General features: G+C 64.8%; 17 protein-coding genes. 11 read left to right on the top strand and 6 right to left on the bottom strand.

Annotation, left to right across the window (positions count from 1 at the left end):
* Positions 1–56: 56 nt before the first annotated feature.
* Positions 57–1,226 carry a formate-dependent phosphoribosylglycinamide formyltransferase gene (gene purT / locus MRBLMA1_RS15980; protein WP_363738003.1) on the top strand — a complete coding sequence of 390 codons (1,170 nt, stop codon included), beginning with the start codon at positions 57–59 and terminating at the stop codon, positions 1,224–1,226.
* Positions 1,227–1,330: 104 nt separating this feature from the next.
* On the top strand, positions 1,331–2,050 hold the full coding sequence (locus tag MRBLMA1_RS15975) for a dienelactone hydrolase family protein (RefSeq protein WP_363738001.1): 720 nt from the start codon (positions 1,331–1,333) through the stop codon (positions 2,048–2,050).
* An 18-nt stretch (positions 2,051–2,068) separates the two neighbouring features.
* On the opposite strand, the gene MRBLMA1_RS15970 is transcribed toward MRBLMA1_RS15975, so the two are convergent.
* Positions 2,069–3,199: a M14 family metallopeptidase gene (locus MRBLMA1_RS15970; protein ID WP_363737999.1), complete on the bottom strand. Its 1,131-nt coding sequence runs from the start codon at positions 3,197–3,199 to the stop codon at positions 2,069–2,071.
* Positions 3,196–3,810 (bottom strand): DUF4136 domain-containing protein, encoded by a 615-nt coding sequence (locus MRBLMA1_RS15965; RefSeq protein ID WP_363737997.1) that lies wholly within the window; start codon positions 3,808–3,810, stop codon positions 3,196–3,198. The genes MRBLMA1_RS15970 and MRBLMA1_RS15965 overlap by 4 nt, the downstream gene beginning before the upstream one ends.
* A 210-nt stretch (positions 3,811–4,020) precedes the next feature.
* Between MRBLMA1_RS15965 and ykgO the strand changes: the two genes are divergently transcribed.
* Together ykgO and MRBLMA1_RS15955 are read left to right on the top strand one after the other, a co-directional pair.
* A complete protein-coding gene (gene ykgO, locus MRBLMA1_RS15960; RefSeq protein ID WP_004210176.1) occupies positions 4,021–4,146 on the top strand; it encodes a type B 50S ribosomal protein L36 in 126 nt (41 codons plus the stop codon).
* Positions 4,147–4,149: 3 nt separating this feature from the next.
* The gene (locus tag MRBLMA1_RS15955) at positions 4,150–4,773 is read left to right on the top strand and encodes an HAD family hydrolase (protein ID WP_363737995.1); all 624 of its coding nucleotides are present in this window, start codon (positions 4,150–4,152) and stop codon (positions 4,771–4,773) included.
* A 60-nt stretch (positions 4,774–4,833) separates the two neighbouring features.
* On the opposite strand, the gene pyk is transcribed toward MRBLMA1_RS15955, so the two are convergent.
* The gene (pyk, locus tag MRBLMA1_RS15950; protein ID WP_363737993.1) at positions 4,834–6,285 is read right to left on the bottom strand and encodes a pyruvate kinase; all 1,452 of its coding nucleotides are present in this window, start codon (positions 6,283–6,285) and stop codon (positions 4,834–4,836) included.
* A gap of 105 nt (positions 6,286–6,390) precedes the next feature.
* On the opposite strand from pyk, the gene MRBLMA1_RS15945 reads away from it, so the two are divergent.
* The 5 genes from MRBLMA1_RS15945 to ruvC all read left to right on the top strand — a co-directional run bounded on the left by MRBLMA1_RS15945 (position 6,391) and on the right by ruvC (position 8,889).
* Positions 6,391–6,690, top strand: coding sequence for a DUF1244 domain-containing protein (locus tag MRBLMA1_RS15945; RefSeq protein WP_363737991.1), 300 nt, complete (start codon positions 6,391–6,393; stop codon positions 6,688–6,690).
* Positions 6,691–6,833: 143 nt separating this feature from the next.
* Positions 6,834–7,076 carry a DUF2312 domain-containing protein gene (locus MRBLMA1_RS15940; protein ID WP_133653277.1) on the top strand — a complete coding sequence of 81 codons (243 nt, stop codon included), beginning with the start codon at positions 6,834–6,836 and terminating at the stop codon, positions 7,074–7,076.
* 22 nt (positions 7,077–7,098) lie between these two features.
* Positions 7,099–7,425, top strand: coding sequence for a heavy metal-binding domain-containing protein (locus MRBLMA1_RS15935; RefSeq protein ID WP_363737989.1), 327 nt, complete (start codon positions 7,099–7,101; stop codon positions 7,423–7,425).
* A gap of 68 nt (positions 7,426–7,493) precedes the next feature.
* Entirely contained in the window at positions 7,494–8,237 is a 744-nt protein-coding gene (locus tag MRBLMA1_RS15930) for a YebC/PmpR family DNA-binding transcriptional regulator (protein ID WP_363737987.1), read from the top strand.
* 160 nt (positions 8,238–8,397) lie between these two features.
* The gene (gene ruvC, locus MRBLMA1_RS15925; RefSeq protein ID WP_363737985.1) at positions 8,398–8,889 is read left to right on the top strand and encodes a crossover junction endodeoxyribonuclease RuvC; all 492 of its coding nucleotides are present in this window, start codon (positions 8,398–8,400) and stop codon (positions 8,887–8,889) included.
* Between the two features lie 20 nt (positions 8,890–8,909).
* Here the strand turns inward: ruvC and MRBLMA1_RS15920 are convergent, their stop codons facing one another.
* Both MRBLMA1_RS15920 and MRBLMA1_RS15915 read right to left on the bottom strand, forming a co-directional pair.
* On the bottom strand, positions 8,910–10,118 hold the full coding sequence (locus MRBLMA1_RS15920) for an FAD-dependent monooxygenase (protein WP_363737983.1): 1,209 nt from the start codon (positions 10,116–10,118) through the stop codon (positions 8,910–8,912).
* Positions 10,119–10,211: 93 nt separating this feature from the next.
* On the bottom strand, positions 10,212–11,303 hold the full coding sequence (locus tag MRBLMA1_RS15915; RefSeq protein ID WP_363737981.1) for a branched-chain amino acid aminotransferase: 1,092 nt from the start codon (positions 11,301–11,303) through the stop codon (positions 10,212–10,214).
* Positions 11,304–11,456: 153 nt separating this feature from the next.
* Between MRBLMA1_RS15915 and MRBLMA1_RS15910 the strand changes: the two genes are divergently transcribed.
* Positions 11,457–12,473, top strand: a complete 1,017-nt coding sequence (locus tag MRBLMA1_RS15910) for a threonine aldolase family protein (protein WP_363737980.1) — start codon at positions 11,457–11,459, stop codon at positions 12,471–12,473.
* Entirely contained in the window at positions 12,470–13,360 is an 891-nt protein-coding gene (locus MRBLMA1_RS15905; RefSeq protein ID WP_363737978.1) for a DMT family transporter, read from the top strand. The genes MRBLMA1_RS15910 and MRBLMA1_RS15905 overlap by 4 nt, the downstream gene beginning before the upstream one ends.
* Positions 13,361–13,602: 242 nt before the next feature.
* On the opposite strand, the gene MRBLMA1_RS15900 is transcribed toward MRBLMA1_RS15905, so the two are convergent.
* A complete protein-coding gene (locus MRBLMA1_RS15900) occupies positions 13,603–14,400 on the bottom strand; it encodes an SDR family NAD(P)-dependent oxidoreductase (RefSeq protein WP_363737976.1) in 798 nt (265 codons plus the stop codon).
* Positions 14,401–14,407 lie beyond the last annotated feature (7 nt).

Genomic DNA, 14,407 nt, shown 5'->3' with positions numbered 1-14,407 from the left:
GCTCCTGCGCGGGCAGGAGCATGACGGCATTTGTCGTTGGCTGTTGAGGAAACCCCATGGCTTTCACCGCGAAGATCCTCCTCCTTGGCTCAGGCGAACTGGGTCGCGAGTTCGTGATATCGGCCAAGCGGCTGGGTGCCCAGGTCATCGCCTGCGACAGCTATGAAGGAGCGCCGGCCATGCAGGTGGCGGACGGGCATGAAGTCTTCTCGATGCTGGATGCCGACCTGCTCGCCAAGGCCATCGAGAAGCACCAGCCGGATTTCGTGGTGCCCGAAATAGAGGCGATCAGGACCGAAGTCCTAGCCGATTTCGAGGCCCGCGGCGTCACCGTCGTGCCTTCCGCCCGTGCGACGATCATGACCATGAACCGCGATCGCATCCGTGAAGTCGCGGCGGTCGAACTGGGGCTGCGCACCTCGCGCTATCGCTACGCCGAGACGCTGGAGGAAGTGCTGGCCGGCGCCGAGCACACTGGCCTTCCCTGCGTCATCAAGCCGGTCATGTCCTCTTCCGGCAAGGGGCAGAGCACGGTTCGCGCGCCGGAGGAGCTGAAGGCCGCCTGGAACTATGCCGTCGCCAATATGCGCGGCGACCGCAGCCGGGTCATCGTCGAGGAGTTCATCGCCTTCGACTATGAGATCACGCTGCTGACCGTGCGCAGCCGGGAAGGCGTCAGTTTCTGCCCGCCGATCGGCCACCGGCAGGAGCGCGGCGATTATCAGGAAAGCTGGCAGCCCACGCCGATGTCCGGCGCCGCGCTGGCGGCCGCGCAGGACATGGCGCGCAAGGTGGTCGACAATCTGGGCGGCTACGGCATTTTCGGCGTGGAATTCTTCGTGAAGGGAGAGGATGTCATCTTCTCCGAACTCTCCCCCCGGCCGCACGACACCGGCATGGTGACGCTGATTTCGCAGAACTGGAGCGAATTCGACCTTCATGCCCGTGCCATATTGGGTCTGCCGGTACCGGAAGTGACGCTGCGCAGGGCCGCAGCATCAGCGGTGATATTGGCGGATCGGGAATCGGACGATTTCCGGTTCGAAGGGCTGGCCGAAGCGCTGTCGACGCCTGGAGGAGAAATCGACCTGCGCCTGTTCAGCAAGCCGACGACCCGCCCCTATCGCCGAATGGGCGTCGCGCTCGCCGTCGCGGAAGATGCCGACAAGGCGCGCATGCTGGCGGCCGAGGCTGCGTCGAAGGTACGGATCGTCTACGGTCAATAGGCAGAAAGCCGGGAGCCTGCTTCCGGCACTTGGCTGGCGGCTGAACTTGCCAATCCCCTGTCGGTGTTCGACATGCGTGCTGAACCGAAGCAAGGAGCCGTTCCATGACCATCATCCGCCGCGTCACTGTACATGAAGGGCCTGGCGGCCGGTTCGAGAGCATGGCGGTATTCGACGAAGCGATCGCCGCGCCGCGCCCAGGCCTCCTTCTCTTCCCCAATGTCCTGGGCACGAAGGAGGCCGATTTCGCCTATGCCGAAAGGGTCGCGGCGCTCGGTTACACCGTCCTGGTCGCGGACGTCTTCGGCCAGGGCAAGCGCACCACCCGCGCCGATCCCGACATGGGCCGGTACATGGCCGAACTCAACAATGACCGCAGCCTGTTGTGGGACCGGGTGAACGCCGCTCATGCACTGCTGAAATCACTGGACGAAGCAGACGAAACACGAACCGCCGCGATCGGCTTCTGCTTCGGCGGCAAATGCGTGCTCGACCTTGCCCGTTCCGGTGCGGACATAGCGGCCGGCGTCAGCTTCCACGGCGTCTATGACGCACCGCCCTTCCCCAACGCGAAGATCGCGGCCCGGCTGCTGGTCTGCCACGGCTGGGACGATCCGATCGCGCCGCCCGACGCCACTGTCGCGCTTGCAAAGGAACTCACCGACGCCGGATGCGATTGGCAGATCCACGCCTATGGCCGCACCGGCCACGCCTTCACCGACCATGACGCCAGGATGCCGGAAAAGGGCCTGGCCTATAATGCCGACGCAGACCGCCGCAGCTTCCGCGCGATGGCCGATTTCCTGGGCGACATTTTCGGCTGACCCGGCGTGGGTCGGAGATCAGATGTCGTCGATCATTTCCGCCAGCACGCCGAGGCAATCTTTCGCAAGCTGGATTGATCGCGCAGGCGACCAGCCGAAATCCGCATCCGGAAGGTCGTCATTATCCTTGAACGGCATTTCCAGCGTCATCGCCACCGCGCCAAAGCGTTCTGCCAGCTGGTTTGTGGACATGGACAGGTTCGCCCTCCCCGGCGGTGTCGCTGGATAGCCCTTCTTCGTCTGGAAATCGGGCGTCCGGGCGGCCAGCGTGTCGCAATAGCGGCGATAGAGGGTCGACTGACGCTCCGTGATGGAGGGAATACCCTCGAACCCGGCGAGGAACACGGCCGCAATGGCCTCATCGCCATGCACGTCCATGGCGAAGTCAACCCCGACCTCATCCATCGCCCTGCGCACCAGGAAAACCTCAGGGCTCTTCTCCAGCGACGGATCATGCCATTCGCGGTTGAGGTTGATGCCGACCGCATTGGTCCGCAAATGACCGCGACGGCTTCCGTCCGGATTCATGTTGGGCACGATATGGAAGGTCGCCTCCCTGCGCAGCAGCCGCGCCACAGCGTCCTCTTCGTCGCAGAGCCGCTCCAGCGCACCCTCCATCCACCATTCGGCCATGCTCTCGCCCGGATGCTGCCGCGCGTAGAGCCAGACCTTCTTCGGCCCATCCCCCAGCACCAGCAGGTCGAGCGGCTGCCTGTCCAGCGTCAGCCCCAGTTCGCGATGCTGCACCCCCGGCTGCGACGCCGCCCAAGCGACCAGATCATGGTGCCGTTCCATCGAATAGGGCGCGAAATAGGCAAGCCACACCGCATTGCTGTCGGGCGACAGGCGGATCGTCAGCGTGCCGTCGGCATAGCCGGTGTGCGCCAGCAGCCAATTCTCCCGATCTTCGCTGAACCGCGCCTGATAGCCGGGCCAGCCATCGGGATAGGCCGACGTGCCGCAATTGACGATCGCCAGTTCGACTTCCCGCCCGGCGACGCCAGCCACGCGGAAATGGAACCACTGGTAGAAGTCGCTCTGCCGGTCCTTGACGATTTCCAGCTCGGCGCGGACGCCGGTGCCGGTATCGGAGATCGAAAGGACGCGAATATTGCCACTGTCAAAGGCACTTGTGATCGAGATGCTCATTTGACGGTTATAGTCTGGCCCGATTCGCCCGGATAGCCCCCCAGCAATGCCGCCGCCAACTTCTGCGCCGCCAGGCCGGGCTGCGATGCAGGCGTGCCCTCCCTTGCCCCGGTCTGCGCGCGGCCTTCCCATATAGTGGTCGAATCGGCCCGACGGCGAATCTGCACCTGCAATTCGGTGAACACCTGCCCCTTGGGCTTGCCAGACAGGTTGATGCCGATGCCCAGGCCGAGGCCGGAATAACCGCCGCTGCCCACGGCGCCGCCGACGCCGACGCTCACCGGCTTGCCATTGGCGCCATAGCTTTCGGGTTCGCGAAACGTCCGGCGGAAGCTCACCAGCGCGACATAGTCGCTCCTTGCACCCGGTGCCGCGCTGGTGAAGCCGACGCGCTGCAATTCCTGCTCCACGGCGGCGGCATAGGTCCGGAATTCGAGGCCGACGTCGGGGTTGCCGGCCATTTCCTCGACCGCGATGCTCCCGCTGCGGGCCGGATTTTCGATGTGGAACCGCGTCACTTCCACGGGGGGAACAGCGGTGGCGCAAGCACTCAGGCCCAGGGCGAGCAGGGCGGGAAAGGCGATCTTCTTCATCATTGACGGATTCAGCATGGATGGGCACTCCGGGGGATGACAAGCTCTACACGACACCGGGCCGCTAATCCCTTAAAAGCGTCAAGCCACGGATTTGCTGCATGGAGGATGAACAGCGAGACAATGGGGGTGAAATCCGGGCGGCTGCCCTTGACTTTCGACCGTCCCACCCATAGGGGCTGCGCTTCGATTTTTCGATCATGCAAGATTCATTCAAAGGCTGGTTCCATGAAGATCCGCAATTCGCTCAAGTCGCTCAAGGGCCGTCACCGGGATAACCGCGTGATCCGCCGCCGCGGCCGCACCTACGTCATCAACAAGACCAACCGCCGCTTCAAGGCCCGCCAGGGCTGATTCATGGCGGATATTGCCGTCATCTTTGATGTCGGCAATGTCTTGTATCACTGGAACCCCAGGGTTCTGTACGAGCGCCTGATCGATGACGATCGGGCGCTTGATGCGTTTCTCCGCGACGTCGTGACGCTGGACTGGCATTTCCAGCATGATCAGGGGCGGCCCTTCGCGGAAACCAGCGCCGAACTGATCGCGCGCCATCCCGAACAGGCCGCGCTGATTCGCGTCTGGGGCGAAAGGTTCATCGACAGCATAGGGCCAGCCGTCGAGGGCATGCCGCAGATCGTCCACGAACTGCACGCAGGCGGCATTCCCCTGTTCGCCATCACCAACTTCAGCGATGAATTCTGGGCGCCCTTTCGCGCGCGCGAAGCCGAGCTGTTCGCGCTTTTCAGCGACATTGTGGTTTCCGGCACGGAAAAACTGGTGAAGCCCGACCCTGCGATCTACCGGCTGGCGCTGGGGCGATTCGGCTTGAACACGGGACAGGCGTTGTTCATTGATGATCGCGAGGAGAACATCCTCGGAGCCGAGGCGGAAGGCATGCGCGGCCATCTGTTCCGCGACGCGGCCACGCTGCGCCGGGACCTGGCAGGATTGAACCTGATTGGCCCGGCGGCAGCCTGAGTTGACCTTCGTTCGCGCGAGGCTGGAACTCGCGTCCATCAGATCTGCTTGGGAAACGTCCTAGTCCCGCCCCCTCAGCTCATCGCCGCGCACCGCGGCCACGTGCAGCACATTGGTCGATCCCGGCGTCCCGAACGGCACGCCCGCCAGCACGACGATCTTGCCGCCCTTCTCGACCAGGTCATGGCGCAGGGCCATGCGGCGTGCCTTGCCGATCATCTCTTCGAAAGTGCCGATATCCTTTGTCCGCACCGCATATACACCCCAGGTCAGCCCCAGCTTGCGTGCCGTGTCCTGCCGCGGCGTCAGTGCCAGGATCGGCGTCATGGGCCGTTCGCGCGCCACGCGGCGCACGGTGCTGCCCGAGGAGGTGAAGCAGGTGATGGCGCTCGCCCCCACCACGGACACGATGCTGCCCGCGCCCTCCGCCAGGGCGTCGGCGGTGGTTGGGTCCGGCTTCGTCTCGGTATAATGCAACCGCCCGAAATAGCCGGGATCCCGCTCCACGCTATGGGCGATGCTGTCCATCATCGTCACTGCCTCGACCGGCCAGTCGCCCGCCGCCGTTTCCGCCGACAACATGATCGCGTCCGCCCCGTCGTAAACCGCCGTCGCCACGTCCGACACTTCGGCGCGGGTGGGCGTGGGCGCCTTGATCATCGATTCGAGCATCTGCGTCGCGACCACGACGGGCCTTCCCATGCGCCGCGCCGCCGCCACGATCTGCTTCTGAAGAGGCGGCACCGCCTGGGGCGGCAGTTCGACGCCAAGGTCGCCGCGCGCCACCATCACGCCGTCGGCCAGTTCGATGATCTCCTCCAGCCGCTGCACGGCGGCCGGCTTCTCGATCTTCGCCATCAAGGCGCCATAGCCGCCCATCAGCTTGCGCGCCTCGGCCAGGTCTTCGGGCCGCTGGACGAAGCTCAGGGCGATCCAGTCGCAGCCCTGCTCGACCGCGAAGCTGAGGTCGCGCCGGTCCTTTTCGGTCAGCGCCGGCACCGGCACGACCACGTCGGGCACGTTCACCCCCTTCCGATTGGAGAGGGTACCACCGACTTCGACCACTGTGTCGATGCGGTTTTCCGTCACCTTCTTGACCCGCAGCACCATCTTGCCGTCGTCCAGCAGCAACCGGGTTTCGGGTAGCAGCGCCGCATAGATCTCCGGATGTGGCAGATTGACCCGCGTCGCGTCGCCCGGTGCCGGATCGCTGTCCAGCACGAACGCCGCCCCCGTCTCCAGCATCGCCAATCCCCGGTCGAACGTTCCGACCCGCAGCTTGGGGCCCTGAAGGTCGCCCAGGATGGTCGTCGGACGGCCGAATTCCTTTTCCAGTGCCCGGATCGCCGCTATGCGCGCGGCATGATCCTCATGCGCGCCATGGCTCATGTTGATGCGGAAGGCATCGGCCCCGGCGACGAACAGTGCGCGGATCATCTCCGGGCTGTCGCTCGCGGGGCCAAGGGTCGCCAAGATGCGAACCTTGCGCGAACGGGGCGGTAATCTCGTCATTCCTCTTGTCTCCTGACCGTCATGGTCGCCTCTGGGTTGCCAGGGCGCGGTTTTCGATTATCCGTGCTGCACGACAGGATGATGTAGATCAGCGAAAGGATCGCCGTGAACGATACCATACTCAGCGATGCGGTCGCCGCAACCGCCTTCCGACGACTGGTGGCGCATTTGCAGCACCGCACCGACGTCCAGAACATCGATCTGATGGGAATGGCGGGCTTCTGCCGCAACTGCCTGGCGGACTGGATCGCGGAAGCGGACGGCACGATGGGCAAGGACGAGGCGCGTGAGGTCATCCACGGCATGCCCTTTGCCGAATGGAAATCCCGATACCAGGGCGAGGCCACGCCGGAACAGATCGCCCGCATGAAGGAGAGCGTGGCGAAGAATGCCGACGGGCATTAGACTATTTCAGGCTGGCCGTTTACCGCCAAACGGCTCGGAAAATGCGGCCTTGAAAGACAAGAGCGTTTTCACTCATCGTGAAAACGCTCTAGAGGCTGGGGCCAACCGATTCACCCACCGATTCACACTCACTGGAGATTCTCATGAGCGATGGCAATGTCGCCGCCGAACAGCTACGCCTTTTCATCGAGCGCATCGAGCGCCTGGAAGAGGAAAAGAAGGGCATCGCGGACGATATCAAGGACGTCTATCTGGAAGCCAAGGCCAATGGCTATGATGTGAAGACGATGCGGTCCATCGTTCGCCTGCGCAAGATGGAACGCAACGCCCGCATGGAAGCCGAAGCGCTGCTGGAAACATACAAGTCGGCGCTGGGCATCGAATAGATCGCAACACAGGAGAGCGCTCATGACCGAGATCATCGTCAGCACCACGCCTTCGCTGGAGGGCCGCCCCGCAAGGGAATATCTCGGCATCGTCACCGGCGAGGTGATCGTGGGCGCCAATCTCTTCCGCGACCTGTTCGCCAGCGTCCGCGACATCGTCGGCGGACGGTCCGGTGCCTATGAGGACGTGCTTCAGCGCGCCCGCGAACAGGCGATCGCGGAAATGCGCACCCGCGCCGCGACGCTGGGCGCCAATGCGGTCGTTGGTGTCGATCTGGATTATGAGACGGTGGGATCGAGCGGATCGATGCTGATGGTCACGGTATCGGGCACGGCGATCCTCGTCTGACATTGCGCGAATGGGGCGCGCTCGCTAGAGAGCGCGCATCCAACAAACAGACAAGTCAGGAGCAGGCCGTGGCCGGCCATAGCAAATTCAAGAACATCATGCATCGCAAGGGCGCGCAGGACAAGAAGCGCTCCTCGATGTTCTCCAAGCTCAGCCGCGAAATCACCGTCGCGGCGAAGATGGGCATGCCCGACCCGGACATGAACCCGCGCCTCCGCCTCGCGATCAACGCCGCCAAGGCGCAGTCCATGCCCAAGGACAATATCCAGCGCGCGATCGACAAGGCGATCGGCGGCGACATGGAGAATTACGAGGAAATCCGCTACGAGGGCTATGGTCCCGGCGGCGTGGCGATCATCGTCGAGGCGCTGACCGACAATCGCAACCGCACCGCGACCAATGTCCGGACCGCCTTTTCCAAGAATGGCGGCAATATGGGCGCTTCAGGTGCGGTCAGCCACGGTTTCGACCGGATGGGCCTCATCAGCTATCCAGCAAGCGCGGGCGATGCCGACGCGATCTTCGAAGCGGCGCTGGAGGCGGGTGCGGACGACGTGTCCTCGAACGAGGACGAGCATGAGATCTGGACCGCCATGGACGCGCTGCACGAAGTCGCGAAGGCGCTGGAAGCCAAGCTCGGCCCGGCGGAAGGCGCCAAGCTCGCCTGGAAGCCGCAGACCACCGTCGAAGTGGACGAAGGCAATGCGGCGACACTGATGAAGCTCGTCGACACGCTGGAAGATGATGACGACGTCCAGACCGTCTGGGGCAATTACGAGGTCTCCGACGAAGTCATGGAGAAACTGGGTTGATCCTTCGCCTTCCCTTTCCCCTGCGGGGAGAGGGAAGCGAAGCACTGGCAGCTTTGCCGCCTTGGCGGATCTTTGAAGGCCGGGCGAGCGACGTGCATGACCACCGCTTTCTCCTGACAGGCAGTGCCATTGTCTCCCGCCAAGGGTCGAGAGAGAGATCATGATCATCCTGGGTCTGGATCCCGGTCTTGGCACGACCGGCTGGGGACTGATCGCCGCCGACGGCAACCGCCTGACCCATATCGCCAACGGCCAGATCAAGACCGATTCGGCCATGGCGCTGGCGAGCCGATTGCTGGTGCTCGATCTGGCGCTGACCGACCTCATATTGGAACATCAGCCCAATGGCGCCGCGGTCGAAGAGGTGTTCCTCAACGTCAATCCGCAATCGACGCTGAAACTCGGCCAGGCCCGCGGCGTGGTGCTGCTGGCAGCTTCGCGCTCCGGCATGGAGGTGGGCGAATATGCCGCCCGGCTGGTCAAGAAATCCGTGGTCGGCGTCGGCAATGCATCGAAGGAGCAGGTTCACGCCATGGTCTCCCGCCTCCTCCCCGGCGCCAAGGTCGTCGGCCCCGATGCCTCAGACGCGCTGGCCGTGGCGATCACCCACGCCCATCACCTGGCCAGCGCGCGAAGGATTCCGAGAAAATAGAAGGCGCCGGCCAGATCGGCCTACACCATCTCGCCCGTCAGCAGGCGGGGCAGTGCGCCGGATTGCCCCCGCGCCTCCGCCATGAAGCGATTCTTGAGCAGGGACGTGCGCTGCACCGCCGCCAGCCCGGCGCGGCGAACAAGCGAAGGCATGCGGCCGGGCACATCGAACAGCCGGACCAGCCCGTCCATCGCCACGCTGGTCATCATCGCGTCCAGCCCGCGCCAACGCTGATACCGGGCCATCAACTGCGCATCGCCGGGATCGAGGCCGAGCCGCATGCCTTCGACCAGCACCTCGACCAGCGCGGCGACGTCGCGGAAGCCCAGGTTGAGGCCCTGCCCGGCGATCGGGTGAATCGCATGAGCGCTGTCCCCCACCAGTGCGAGGCGCGTGTCGGTGATTCGTGCCGCATGGTGGAAGCCAAGCGGATAGCTGGAGCGCGGGCCCGCAAGTGCAATTTCGCCCAGGAATCCACCCATGCGCTTCTGCGCCTCTGCCAGCCAGGCGCGTTCGGAGAGCTTGAGCATGGCGGGCGCCTGCTCCGTCGGCACGGTCCACACGATCGCGGAACGGGTGCCCGGCAGCATCGGCAACAGCGCGAAAGGGCCGCCGGGATAGAAGATCTCATAGGCCGTGTTGGCGTGCGGCACTTCATGATCGATCGCGGTCACCATCGCGACATGCTTGTAGGCCCAGCGCGTGGTGCGGATGCCGGCTGCCTCGCGCGTGGGGCTGTTGCGTCCCTCCGCCGCGACCAGCAGTGCGCCGTGAATGGTTTCGCCACTGGCCAGGGTCAGCGTCACGCCATCAGCATTGCGATCGGCATGCAGCGCCCGGTCGGGCTGGAAACGGGTGAGATTTTCGGCCTGCTCCGCCGTCTTCGCCAGAGCCACGCGCAGGTCGCGATTGGGGAACATGATGCCCATCACCCCATCGTCCGCATCCGGAGCGAAATCGAGCGCGCCGGGCGCCAGCCCGTCGCTGACCCAGATGCGGTCGATCGGGCAACCCTTGCCCTCCAGATGGTCGGCCACGCCGATCGCCGACAGCATGGCGAAACTGGTCGAGCTGATCGCCGATACGCGGCCGTCGAAATCCGTGGCGGTGGTTTCCACCGGGTTGGCCGGATCGATCACGGCGCAGCGCACGCCATGGCCGGAAAGGGCGATGCCAAGGGTCAGGCCGACAAGGCCACCGCCCAATATGGTGACGTCAAAGCGTTGCATGACGGCGGTTCTAGGCGCTCCTGAACGGATTGGGAAGGGCGTCAGAGCGCCTCGCCTCCCCCCGTTCGCCCGTCCGGAGCGTGCGTCCGGCCGTTAAAGCTTCCGCACCCAGTTCGCCGGATCGGCCACCGTGCCGCGCTGGATGCCGGTCAGTTCCGCGCGCAGCGCTTCCGTCACGATGCCGCCATCGCCATTGCCGATGGTGAAGTCGCCGTCGACGCTCTTCACCGTGCCAATCGCGGTCACGACCGCCGCCGTGCCGCAGGCAAAGGCCTCGCGCAACTTGCCGCTGGCGGCGTCGGCGCGCCATTGGGCAAAGCTGTAGAGCTCCTCACGCACGTCATGCCCCCTGGCGCGGGCGAGCGAGAGGATGCTGTTGCGGGTGATGCCCGGCAGGATCGTGCCGGACAGCGGCGGCGTGACGATCGAACCGTCGTCCATCACGAAGAAGACGTTCATGCCGCCCAGTTCCTCGACCCACTTGTTCTCGGCAGCGTCGAGGAAGACGACCTGGTCGCAGCCATGCTGGATCGCTTCCTTTTGCGCCACCAGCGAAGCGGCGTAGTTGCCGCCACATTTGGCAGCGCCGGTGCCGCCCCGCGCGGCGCGGGTGAAATGTTCCGACACCCAGAGCGTAACCGCCTTCTTCCCGCCCTTGAAATAGGCGCCGGCAGGCGAGGCGATGACGCAGAAAATATACTCGTTCGCCGGGCGCACGCCCAGGAAGGTTTCGCTCGCGAACATGAAGGGGCGCAGGTACAGGCTACCCTCCCCGGACGGGATCCAGTCGACGTCGATCTTCACCAATTCCTCGACCGCCTCCAGGAAAAGGTCTTCGGGCAGAACGGGCATGGCCATGCGCTCAGCCGATTCAGCGAAGCGGCGGGCATTTTCCTCTGGCCTGAACATGGCGATGCTGCCGTCCTCGAGCCGGTATGCCTTCATGCCTTCGAAGATTTCCTGGGCATAGTGGAGCACGGCGCAGGCGGGATCGAGCTGGAAGGGCTCGCGCGGGCCGATCGCGTGGCTGTGCCAGCCCTGCCCCTCGGTATAGCGAATCGTCACCATATGGTCGGTGAAGAGCTTTCCGAAACCGGGATCCGCCAGCAATACGGCGCGCTGATCAGCCGACACAGCCTTGCTGCTGCGGGTGACGGTAAAGCGCGATGTCTGCTGGACGTCCATGTCGAAAAACTCCTTTGGATCGGACGGGCCGCCTATGTCACAGATGGCGGCGCGAAACAATGGTCAATATTACTGACCCAAGTTGCGGTCCATGGCCGATCCCGTCGGGGTGGCATCTTGGCGCTGGGCCGCAGCACGGCTATCCCATGGGTCATGCACTTTTTCTCCGACAATGCGACGCCGGTCTGCCCGGAAGTCATGGCAGCCATCGTCGCGGCCGACCAGGCCGATCATGGCTATGACGGGGACCGCTGGAGCGCCCGCTTGAACGGTGCCTTTTCCGATCTGTTCGGGACGGAATCGGTGGCGCTGTGGATCGCGACCGGGACGGCGGCAAACAGCATAGCGCTGGCCTCGCTCTGCCCACCCTATGGCGGAATATTGTGCCATGAGGAGGCGCATATCGTCGTCGATGAATGCGGCGCGCCCGGCTTCTACACCCATGGGGCGACCCTGATGGCATTGCCTGGCGAGGGCGCGAAACTGTCGCCAGAAACAGTGCTGGACCTGTTGAAGGCTATCCGTCCCGACGTGCACCAGGTGCCCGCACGGGCGATCAGCATCACCCAGGCGACCGAATATGGCCTGGTCTATACGCCCGGCGAAGTCGCGGCACTGGGCGATCTGGCACGGGAGCATGGGCTGGGTTTCCACATGGATGGGGCACGCTTCGCCAATGCGGTGGCGTATCTAAACTGCCATCCCGGCGATGTGACCTGGCGCGCAGGAGTCGACATCCTCTCCTTCGGCTGCGTCAAGAATGGCGGCATGGTGGGCGAAGCCCTCGTCTTCTTCGGCAATCAGGCGCAGGCGCGAGCGGCCGAGGCGGCGCGCTGGCGCAAGCGGGGTGGACACCTCTTCTCCAAGGGCCGCTATCTGGCGGCGCAACTATTGGCGATGGTCAAGGGCGACCTGTGGCTGCGCAACGCGCGGGCAGCCAATGCCGCGGCCCAGGCGCTGGCGGCGGGCGCGGCGGGACGGCTGCTGCATCCGGTCCAGGCCAATGAACTGTTCGTGCGGCTGAGCGAGGCGGAAAGGACGCAATTGCGGGCGCAGGGCTTCGATTTCCATGACTGGGGCGGGGATGCGGCGCGGCTCGTCGCCAACTGGTCGCAGCATGCCTCCAGCGTGCAGCCTCTGGCCGAGGCGATCAGGACATTGGAGGGATGAGCGAGGGCAAGGGCGTTTTCCTGCCCTTCATCCTCGTCACGCTGATCTGGAGTTCCACCTGGATCGTGATCCGGGACCAGTTGGGAAATGTGCCGCCAAGCTGGTCTGTCTGCTACCGCTTCCTGTTGGCCGGATCGGCGATAGCGATCTTCGCCCGGCTGCGCGGCTTGCCGCTCAACATCGGTGGCAGCGGGCTGGCCTTCGCGGGATTGCTGGGTACGGCGCAGTTCGTGATGAACTTCAATTTCGTCTATCGTGCGGAGCATTATCTGACATCGGGCGTGGTCGCGGTGATCTACGCGATGCTGCTGATACCCAACAGCATCCTCGCCTATCTCTTCTTCCGTCAGCCGGTGAGCCGCGCCTTCATCGCGGGGTCGGGGGTCGCACTGGCGGGCATCGCGCTGATGCTGGCGCATGAATATCATGGCGCCCGGGTCCGGCCGGACATGGTGCTGCTGGGCGCGGCATTTTCGATCGCCGGGCTGCTGAGCGCGTCGGCGGCCAATGTCATGCAGGGGATGGAGATCGCCCGGCGGCTGCCGATGGCGGCAGTGCTCGCCTGGGCAATGCTGATCGGCGCGGCTGTAGATGGGCTGTTCGCCTGGGCGACGGCCGGACCGCCGGTCATCGAGATGCGTCTGGGCTATTTGGCAGGAATTGCCTGGCTGGGGCTGGCGGGTTCGGTCGTGACCTTCCCGCTCTATTTCCGGCTGATCCAGCAAATGGGTGCGGGGCGGGCGGCCTATACCAGCGTGCTGATCCCGGTGATCGCGATGCTGATCTCGACGCTGGTCGAGGGCTATCGCTGGACGGCGCTGGCGGGTGCGGGGGCGCTGCTGGCAATTGCAGGGATGGTCGTCGCGCTGCGAACCAAGCCGGTCTGAGGGCGGACGCCCGGCTGGTAAAGCCGCTTGGCCGCATTGACCCTGTCGATCAGGCTGGCGAGCGGCACCGGCGCGGATGCGGTGCGTTCGGGCAGGGACAGGCTGTTGATGCGCTGGCCCAGAGCGGTGAAGGCATGATCGAAGCGGTCCATCTCTTTATTCCCCGGAAGCTGACGGGCCAGCCATCGGGCAGGGATGGTTAAGAAGCCGTTAGTGATGATCCTACTTTGCGGCGGAGCGAGTCACAGACAGGCGCGCAGCCCTTCACGATAGGTGGGATAGAGGGGAGACCAGCCCAGCAGGCGCTTGGCGCGTCCGTTCGCCACCCTGCGGTTTTCAGCGTAGAAGGAGCGCGCCATGGGGGAAAGCTGTGCCTCCTCCAGTGTCAGCAGCGGCGGGGCAGGTTGGCCAAGCAGGGCGCAGGCTTCCTCGATCAGCCGATTCTGCGCGCAGGGCAGGTCGTCGGACAGATTGTAGATGCCCGGCGGACCATGATGGATCGACGCGAGGACGCCGGCGACGATATCATCGACATGGGCGCGGCTGAACACCTGATCGGGCAGGTCGATGCGGTGCGCCCGCCCTTCCCGCACACGATCGAGCGCGGAGCGGCCGGGGCCGTAAATACCCGGCAGGCGGAAGCGGCGGAGGTCCGGACGCAGAGCGCCCCAATCCGCATCGGCCTGCGCGCGCGCAGCCCGCCGGGCCACGCCGGTCGGGCTTGCTTCATCGACCCAGGCGCCCGCCGCATCACCATAAACCCCGGTGGAGGAGAGATAGCCGGTCCAGATGGCAGGCGCTGCGGCGATGGCGCCGCCATAGCGGGTGAGGACCGGATCGGCATCACCCTCGGGCGGAACGGAGGACAGGATGTGGCTGGCCCGCGCGATGGCGGTCAGCACAGCGGCTTCGTCGCTGAAGTCGAGCGTTTCGGCATCGGCGGCGCGACGAACGCCGGTAACATGCCATCCCTCGGCCCGCAGGCGCATGGCGAGCCGGGAGCCGGTGTAGCCCATGCCCAGGATGAGCATATGGGGCATGTTCAGG

This window comes from Sphingobium sp. LMA1-1-1.1 (assembly GCF_040676365.1).
GTDB lineage: Bacteria > Pseudomonadota > Alphaproteobacteria > Sphingomonadales > Sphingomonadaceae > Sphingobium.
The sequence above is the reverse complement of the archived record's forward strand: the minus strand, read 5'-3'. Positions and strand labels throughout refer to the sequence as shown.